The sequence below is a fragment of the Pseudomonas sp. 05N434 genome (genome assembly GCF_056396965.1).
Map to the genome: position 1 here is coordinate 1 of NZ_JBFTMK010000307.1, position 8,180 is coordinate 8,180.

The following is an 8,180-nucleotide window of genomic DNA, read 5'->3' on the forward strand; positions in this document are numbered from 1 at the left end:
AACCAAGGGTCAGCAGTAACGCGAGAGGCGACTTTTTCATGGGACGGTTCCGTGGAGTGGTAAGGGTCAGACTGAGGCTTTGGGTTGTGTAGCGTTGAGCAGCGAGCGGCCGATGAAGTCCTTGTCGCCGGTCACACCCGGCAGGGTGAAGAAGTACCCGCCGCCAACCGGTTTCAGGTATTCCTCCAACGGCTCGCCATTGAGTCGGGTCTGCACGGTGATGAAGCCTTTTTGCAAATCCGCCTGGTAACAGATGAACAGCAAACCCATGTCCAGCTGACCGTTCTTGTTCACGCCGTTGGAGTAGTTGAACGGTCGGCGCAGGATCAGGTTGGCCTGGGTTGCCGCGGTGCGCGGGTTGGCCAGGCGGATATGGGCGTCGAGTTTGGTCAGCTTGCCTTCCGGGTCTTTGGCGTAATCCGGGACTTGGGTTTCATGCGCACCATCCATCGGTGCACCGGTGCTCTTGACCCGGCCGATAATGCTTTGCTGTTCTTGCAGCGGCGTGCGGTCCCAGCGCTCGACGAAGTTGCGGATGATCCGCACCGCCTGGTAGCTGCCGTTGACCGCCCAGGCCGGTTCGTCGCTGCCGGGCTGGACCCAGACGATGCTGTCCATGGCCTTGGCGTCGTTGGAGTCGGGGTTGGCCGAGCCGTCGCGAAAACCCAGAAAGTTGCGTGCGCTTTGCGCCGGCACACCGGGTTTCGTCGGGGCTTGCGGAGGTACGCTGCCTTCCTGTTTCCAGCGCACCAGCAACAGGTCCGGCAGGTTTTTCACGATGTCGCGCAGGGCGTGGATGTTGGTGTCGGCGGTGTTGGAGCAGAACTGCAGGCTAAGGTCGCCGTGGCAGCAGTCGGCCTCCAGTGCGTCGTTGGGGAAACCGACCATGCGGATCAGCCGTTTGGGCTTGGCGCCGGCCAGACCGAAGCGCTCGTCGAACAGCGACTCGCCCACCGATACGGTGATGGTCAGGTTGTCCGGTGTAACCACCGGGCCAAGAATCCCCGAGTCCAGCGGCGGCAGTTTGGGGTCGACCTGCGCCACCGGACCGCCCTGCATCAGGAACGCGATACGCTCGTTGAGCGTGCGAAACAGCCGCTCCAGATCTGCGCGGTCGCTGGCCAATACGTCGAACGACACCAGCATGCCGGATGTTGGGCGCGGGGTGACGATGCCGGTCTGGTGCTGGCCGTGGAAGGCGTGGCGGTCCTCGGTCTTGTCGCTGCTCGGTGCTTCGGTGACTTGCGCCGGGGTCGCGGCCATGACCGGGCAACTCAGGGCCGAACCGGCTATCGCCACACCGGCGGCTCCCATACCCATCAATACACGACGGCGTTGTGCTGAAAACTGTTCTGAGTCGTTCATCTGTCTGAGGTCTTCTGCTTACAGGCCGGAAAGGCCAAGGGCGGGATCGATTCCATCGAGTGCATCGGCCAGAACCTTGGCCTTGTCGGCGATACGTTTGCGCTGTTCGGCGCTGACAGTGTCGTAGCTGGCGTAGCCATCCTTGACCTTGAAACCGTTGAGTTCGGCGTCGAAGGCCGTGACCGCGCTGTCGATTTTCGCCAGTAGTTCAGCGGCAGGTTTGCTCAGCAACGGCCGCAACAGGTCGACGACTTTGCGGGTCGCGTCGAGGTTGGCGGCGAAACCGTTCAGGTCGGAGTGGCTGTAGCGTTCTTCTTCGCCGCTGCTGGCGCGTACCTCGGCGAGGCTGTTGAGGTTGCGCACCAGCATGCTCACCAGTTGTTCCGGTGGTAGCGACTGGGCCAGCAGTTGCTGTTTGAGATTGGCGACATCGATGCTCAGCCGTTGTGCAACAGGCGTCAGACCGTCGAGGTTGCGTTGTTGGAACAGCGCGTATTCGAGGCGGTGGAAGCCGACGAAGCCCGGATCCTGCTCGCGCTTATCGAAGTAATCGGCGCGGGCATTGATCGCGTTGTCCAGCTCCGCCAGGCGCTGGACTGCTGGAGCCAACCGTTGATAGGCCGCACGAGCCGGCACATACAAGGCTTGTGCCTGGCTCAGGTCGCCGGCCTCGATCGCTTGCTCAAGCGCGGCGACGGCTTTGATCAAGGCGGTGCTCTGGCTGCTCAGGTACACGCGAAATTCCGACAATGGGCCAATGAACGCCACCATCGAGGGACGCGCCTTGGTCGCCGCATCGGACGCGGCGGTTGGGGTGACATGCAAGGTGCCGCGCGGGTTGCTCAGCAAGCCGCAGGTGATGGTGTAGTCGCCGGGCAACAGGTTGGCGTTGATCACCTGGCTCAGGCCAGGGGCGATGTTCTCCCGCTCTTCGACCACCAGCACGCCGTCAAGAATTTCCCATTCGACGGCACGGTCCGAGCGGTTGACGATACGGAAACTGGTGCGACCGGCCGGAACCGTCAGCGCATTCGGTTCGCAGCTGTGCGGGTGAAGGGTGACCAGCACTTGGTCGTGGTTGCTCTGGCGCTTGGCGGCGGCCATTTTCGAGGCGTAGTAGAACAGGCCACCGGCGGCGATCATCACGATCACCGATCCGGCTACCGCCCAGCGCAAGGCGCGCGGAGGTGAAGCCACTGGAGGAACTGGCGTTGACATGAAGGCCCTTATTGGCTGGAAACGGAAGAGGGTGTTTGCGCGGGCGTGGCCGCCGGGAGAAAAAACATCACCAGCGCCACCAACAGATAAAGCAGATACGCCCCGAGGGTGCTGACGGTCGGCGCGTCCTGGTAGCCGAACATGCCGGCCAGCACCGAGCCCAGCGGGCCGTCCATCGGCAGCGTGGCACTGAAATCGAAGAGCACGGTTTGCAGGTGATTCCACACGCCGGCTTCATGCAGGGCTTGCACCGAGTTGGAGAGAATCCCGGCGGCTACCACCAGAATGAACAGACCGGTCCAGCGCAAGAACGCCGAGAGATTCAGGCGCAGGCTGCCGGTGTAGATCAGGAAGCCGACGATGATCGCCAGGGCCAGGCCGAGCAGGGCGCCGAGCGGTGCGGCCGGGCCTTCGCTTTGCTGGAACACGGCGAGCAGGAAGAACATTGTTTCCAGGCCTTCCCGGGCGACGGCGAAAAACACCATGGCGATCAGCGCGGTCACTTGATGCCTGGAGCCGGTCAGCGCCTGATCGAGGGAAACGTGCAGCGAATGCTTGATCGAACGCGCCACCTTGCGCATCCAGAACACCATGGAGCTGAGAATGCCGACGGCCAGCAAACCGACCACACCTTCAAACAGCTCTTGCTGCTTTTGCGGGAATTCAGCACTGATCAGTTCCAGGCCACCGCCGACCAGCAGGGCCAGCGCGGCGGCGAGGAATACACCGACCCACACTGCCGGCATCCATTGGCCACGACCGGTCTGCTTGAGGTAACTGGCGATAATGCCAACGATCAACGCGGCTTCGATGCCTTCGCGCAGCATGATCAGAAAAGGAACGAGCATTCAGCACCGGGGAGTAATTAGATAGGGTGCTAATTTGTAACATGATGAAACTCATTCTCATATGGTAGTTATTGCTAATTGCCTGAACCTAAGCTGAACAACCCTGAAGATCCCACCATCCCTTAGGAGCGAGCGGTGCGCTAATATGCCCACCACTCCAATAACAAGGCTCACCCCGGTCAATGTCGGAAAAAGACACCATCGCCATTCAACTGGTGCGTGAAGCGCTGTTGCAAAGTTGCGCCCCTGGCGCTGCCACCGCAGAGGTGTTGAACAAGGTCGGCATCGATCCAGCGCTGTTGGACAGCACCGACGCGCGTGTCCCGGCCGCCGCCTATGCGCGCCTGTGGCGTTTGCTGGCCCGGCGTGGGGACGATGAGTTTTTTGGCATGGACCCACGCAAGCTCAAGTCCGGCAGCCTGGAGTTTCTCTGTCGCTGCTCCATGGTTCAGCCGAGCCTGGCCGTCGGGCTGACCTCGGGCCTGAGCTTTCTGTCGTTGATGCTCGAACGCCTGCCCGCACAACTGGTTCGCCAGCAAAGCCTGGCGGAAATCGTCCTGCTGGAGGAGGACGAAGAACCACGCCGCGCCTTCACCTATTTCACTTACTGGATGATCGTGCACGGAGTTGCTTGCTGGCTGGCGGGGCGGCGGATTCCGATCCTGGCCATCGAGTTGCGTTGCCCGGAGCCGGATTTTTGCGATGACTATCGGGTGATGTTTTCCGAGAACCTGCGATTCGACCGGCCGCGCACGCGGATGATTTTCTCCGCCGACTGCCTGGATTTGCCGATCAAGCGCAGCGCTGAAGAGCTCAAGCGCTTTCTGGCCCATGCACCGGCGAACATTCTGGTCAAGTACCGCGACCCCGAGAGCCTGGCCAGCCGGATCAAGCACGATCTGCGGCAATTGCCCGCCGAGCGCTGGCCGGAAACCGAAGCGCTGGCGCAGCAACTGTGCATGTCGGCCTCAACGTTGCGCCGCCGCCTGGCCGAAGAAGGGCAGACGTATCAGGGGCTCAAGGACAGCGTGCGCAAGGAACTGGCCATCGTCTGGCTGGCCGAGCCGGCCATCAGCTTCGCTGAAATCGCCACCCGTTTGGGGTTTGCCGATGCCAGCTCGTTCTACAAGGCGTTTCGCAAATGGTCGGGGTCCAATCCTGGGCATTATCGGAGTTTGATTCTGAACGAGGCGGACTGATCCGGATCCTGGGGTGCTGACGTCATCGCGGGCACGCCCTCGAACCTTGGCCAAACCAGTCACGCAACTTGATAGCTTTGACCATTGTCCCGCTCCCCGCGCAGAGCGAGTATTTCCCTGTTGATTACGGTTCCCCCAACCTAATAAAAATACAGAGGGATTCTGGCAATGCGCGATTACTTGTCTGCTACGTCACAGTTCAATTATCAGCACACCGTCGATGCCGCGCTCACAGGGTCGTTGACAGCGCTCAACGCCTGCGTCGAGTGTTGCGACCGGCATGCCTTGCCGGGGCGCATTGCGCTGTTCTGGGAAGGCCGCGACGGTAGCAGCGCGACCTATACTTTCAGCGACTTGCAGGACAAGGCCGCGCGTTTCGCCAACTTTCTGGTGGCCCAGGGCGTGAAGAAGGGCGACAAGGTCGCAGGCCTGCTGCCCCGCAACTTCGAATTGCTGATCACCGTGTTTGCCGCCTGGCGTATCGGGGCGGTTTATCAGCCGCTGTTCACCGCCTTCGGCCCCAAAGCCATCGAACACCGTCTGAACAGTTCCGGCGCCAAAGTGGTGGTCACCGATGCGGTCAATCGCCCGAAACTGGCTGAAGTGGCCGACTGCCCGACCATCGTCACCGTCGGCGGCGCGAAAGGCCAAGGTATTGTTCGGGGTGATTTCAGTTTCTGGGCGGAACTGGCCAACTACTCCAGCATCTGCGAACCGGTATTGCTGACCGGCGAAGACCCGTTCCTGCTGATGTTCACCTCGGGCACTACCGGCCCGTCGAAAGCGCTGTCGGTGCCGCTCAAGGCCATCGTTGCGTTCCAGAGTTACACCCGCGACGCTGTAGACCTGCGCCCCGAGGACGCCTTCTGGAACGTCGCCGATCCGGGTTGGGCCTACGGTATTTATTTCGGTGTCACCGGGCCGATGGCGATGGGGCATCCGATCACCTTTTACGATGGCCCGTTCACCCTGGAAAGCACCTGCCGGGTGATCAACAAATACGGGATTACCAACCTCACTGGCTCACCGACCGCCTATCGCTTGCTGATTGCCGGTGGCGATGAATTCGCCCGTTCGATCAAGGGCAAGCTGCGCATCGTCAGCAGCGCCGGCGAGCCGCTGAATCCGGAAGTGATCCGCTGGTTYGCCGACAACCTCGGTGTGGTGATTCACGACCATTACGGCCAGACCGAACTGGGCATGGTGCTGTGCAATCACCATGGCCTGGAACATCCGATCCACATGGGCGCCGCCGGTTTTGCCTCGCCGGGCCACCGTATCGTGGTGCTGGATGAGGAATACAAAGAACTCGGCGTCGGCCAGCCAGGAATCCTGGCCATCGATCGCACCCAGTCGCCGATGTGCTGGTTCGGTGGTTACGAAGGCGTACCGACCAAAGCGTTATCTTGCGCAACCAGGAAATCGCCAAGGCTCAAGAGGCCGCCGCGAAGAACGTTTCAGCTTGAATCCAAGGAAACAATGATGCAGATCGAAAACAAGGTTTTTCTCGTCACCGGCGGTGCTTCCGGCCTCGGTGCCGCCACCGCTGAAATGCTGGTGGCCGCCGGCGCCAAGGTGATGCTGGTGGACATGAACGCCGAAGCCGTCGCGGCGCAGGCTGTACGTCTCGGCGCGCAAAGCGTGGTGGCCGACATCAGCAATGAAGCGGCGGCCGAAGCGGCGGTGCAGGCGACGGTCAAAGCGTTTGGCGGCCTTAATGGCCTGGTCAATTGCGCCGGCATCGTGCGTGGCGAGAAGATCCTCGGCAAGACCGGCCCCCATGCCTTGGCCAGTTTCAGCCAGGTGATCAACGTCAACCTGATCGGCAGTTTCAATATGCTGCGCCTGGCTGCTGCGGCGATTGCCGAGACTGAAGCCGATGCAGACGGCGAGCGCGGGGTGATCATCAACACCGCCTCGGTGGCGGCCTTCGACGGCCAGATTGGCCAGGCCGCGTATTCGGCGTCCAAAGGCGCGATTGCCAGCCTGACCTTGCCTGCCGCCCGTGAGCTGGCGCGTTTCGGCATCCGCGTGATGACCATCGCACCGGGCATTTTCGAAACGCCGATGATGGCCGGCATGACCCCGGAAGTACGTGATTCACTGGCCGCTGGGGTGCCGTTTCCGCCACGCCTGGGCAAGCCGAGCGAGTACGCCGCGCTGGCCCGGCATATCATAGAAAACAGCATGCTCAACGGCGAGGTGATCCGTCTCGACGGTGCCTTGCGCATGGCCGCCAAATAAGGAGTATTTGTCATGACACTGTCCAACGATCCGATTGTTATTGTCAGCGCCGTCCGCACCCCGATGGGCGGTTTCCAGGGCGAACTGAAAAGCCTGACCGCGCCGCAACTGGGCGCTGCTGCGATTCGTGCCGCGGTCGAACGCGCCGGTATCGCCCCTGAATCCGTCGAAGAAGTGCTGTTCGGCTGCGTGCTCTCCGCCGGCCTCGGCCAGGCCCCGGCGCGGCAAGCGGCACTGGGCGCCGGGTTGGATAAGTCGACGCGTTGCACGACGCTGAACAAAATGTGCGGCTCGGGCATGGAAGCGACGATCCTGGCCCACGACATGTTGATCGCCGGCAGCGCCGACGTGGTGGTCGCTGGCGGCATGGAAAGCATGTCCAACGCGCCGTACCTGCTGGACCGCGCCCGCAGCGGTTACCGCATGGGCCATGGCCAGGTGCTCGATCACATGTTCCTCGATGGCCTCGAAGACGCCTACGACAAGGGCCGCCTGATGGGCACCTTTGCCGAGGATTGCGCCGAGACCAATGGCTTCAGCCGTGAAGATCAGGACGCGTTTGCCATCGCGTCGACCACCCGCGCCCAACAGGCGATCGAGGAAGGTAGTTTTAACGCCGAGATCGTGCCGCTCACCGTGACGGTCGGCAAACAGCAAGTGCTGATCAGCCACGACGAACAACCGCCGAAAGCCAAACTGGACAAGATCGCTTCGCTGAAACCGGCGTTCCGCGAGGGCGGCACGGTGACGGCGGCCAACTCCAGTTCGATTTCCGACGGCGCCGCGGCATTGGTGCTGATGCGCCGTTCCGAAGCCGAGAAACAAGGCTTGAAACCACTGGCAGTGATTCATGGCCACGCGGCGTTCGCCGACACCCCGGGGCTGTTCCCGGTGGCACCGGTGGGCGCGATCAAGAAATTGATGAAGAAAACCGGCTGGTCGCTGGATGAAGTCGAGTTGTTCGAAGTCAACGAAGCCTTCGCCGTGGTGAGCCTGGTGACCATGACCAAGCTGGAAATCTCCCACGAGAAGATCAACGTCCACGGCGGTGCCTGTGCCTTGGGCCACCCGATTGGTGCATCCGGCGCGCGGATTCTCGTGACCTTGCTCTCGGCCCTGCGCCAGAAAGGCCTGAAACGTGGCGTTGCAGCGATCTGCATTGGTGGCGGCGAAGCGACGGCCATGGCCGTTGAATGCCTGTACTGAGGCTGACGCCAATCCCTGTGGGAGCGAGCTTTGTGGCGAGGGGGCTTGCCCCCGTTCGAGTGCGCAGCGCTCGCAGATTCTTGGGTCCGCTGCGCGGCCC

At 61.9% G+C, this 8,180-nt stretch carries 6 protein-coding genes and 1 pseudogene; 4 read left to right on the forward strand and 3 right to left on the reverse strand.

Annotation, left to right across the window (positions count from 1 at the left end; genetic code table 11):
- Nucleotides 1–66 precede the first annotated feature (66 nt).
- From efeB to efeU, 3 genes are read right to left on the reverse strand one after another with little or no spacing between them, the layout of a single operon-like run.
- The gene (efeB, locus tag AC1DLB_RS18750; RefSeq protein ID WP_111453295.1) at nt 67–1,365 is read right to left on the reverse strand and encodes an iron uptake transporter deferrochelatase/peroxidase subunit; all 1,299 of its coding nucleotides are present in this window, start codon (nt 1,363–1,365) and stop codon (nt 67–69) included.
- 18 nt (nt 1,366–1,383) lie between these two features.
- Complete coding sequence (efeO, locus tag AC1DLB_RS18755; RefSeq protein ID WP_477743130.1) at nt 1,384–2,583, reverse strand: iron uptake system protein EfeO; 1,200 nt, start codon at nt 2,581–2,583, stop codon at nt 1,384–1,386.
- Nucleotides 2,584–2,591: 8 nt separating this feature from the next.
- The gene (gene efeU, locus AC1DLB_RS18760) at nt 2,592–3,431 is read right to left on the reverse strand and encodes an iron uptake transporter permease EfeU (RefSeq protein ID WP_477743129.1); all 840 of its coding nucleotides are present in this window, start codon (nt 3,429–3,431) and stop codon (nt 2,592–2,594) included.
- Nucleotides 3,432–3,613: 182 nt separating this feature from the next.
- On the opposite strand from efeU, the gene AC1DLB_RS18765 reads away from it, so the two are divergent.
- The 4 genes and pseudogenes from AC1DLB_RS18765 (at nt 3,614) to AC1DLB_RS18780 (ending at nt 8,080) form a co-directional block, all read left to right on the forward strand.
- The gene (locus AC1DLB_RS18765; RefSeq protein ID WP_064617772.1) at nt 3,614–4,630 is read left to right on the forward strand and encodes an AraC family transcriptional regulator; all 1,017 of its coding nucleotides are present in this window, start codon (nt 3,614–3,616) and stop codon (nt 4,628–4,630) included.
- 168 nt (nt 4,631–4,798) lie between these two features.
- Nucleotides 4,799–6,031 (forward strand): annotated as a pseudogene (locus AC1DLB_RS18770) (AMP-binding protein); the annotation flags it as partial.
- 81 nt (nt 6,032–6,112) lie between these two features.
- Complete coding sequence (locus AC1DLB_RS18775) at nt 6,113–6,874, forward strand: SDR family NAD(P)-dependent oxidoreductase (RefSeq protein WP_064617776.1); 762 nt, start codon at nt 6,113–6,115, stop codon at nt 6,872–6,874.
- Between the two features lie 12 nt (nt 6,875–6,886).
- Entirely contained in the window at nt 6,887–8,080 is a 1,194-nt protein-coding gene (locus AC1DLB_RS18780; RefSeq protein ID WP_018929130.1) for an acetyl-CoA C-acyltransferase, read from the forward strand.
- Nucleotides 8,081–8,180 lie beyond the last annotated feature (100 nt).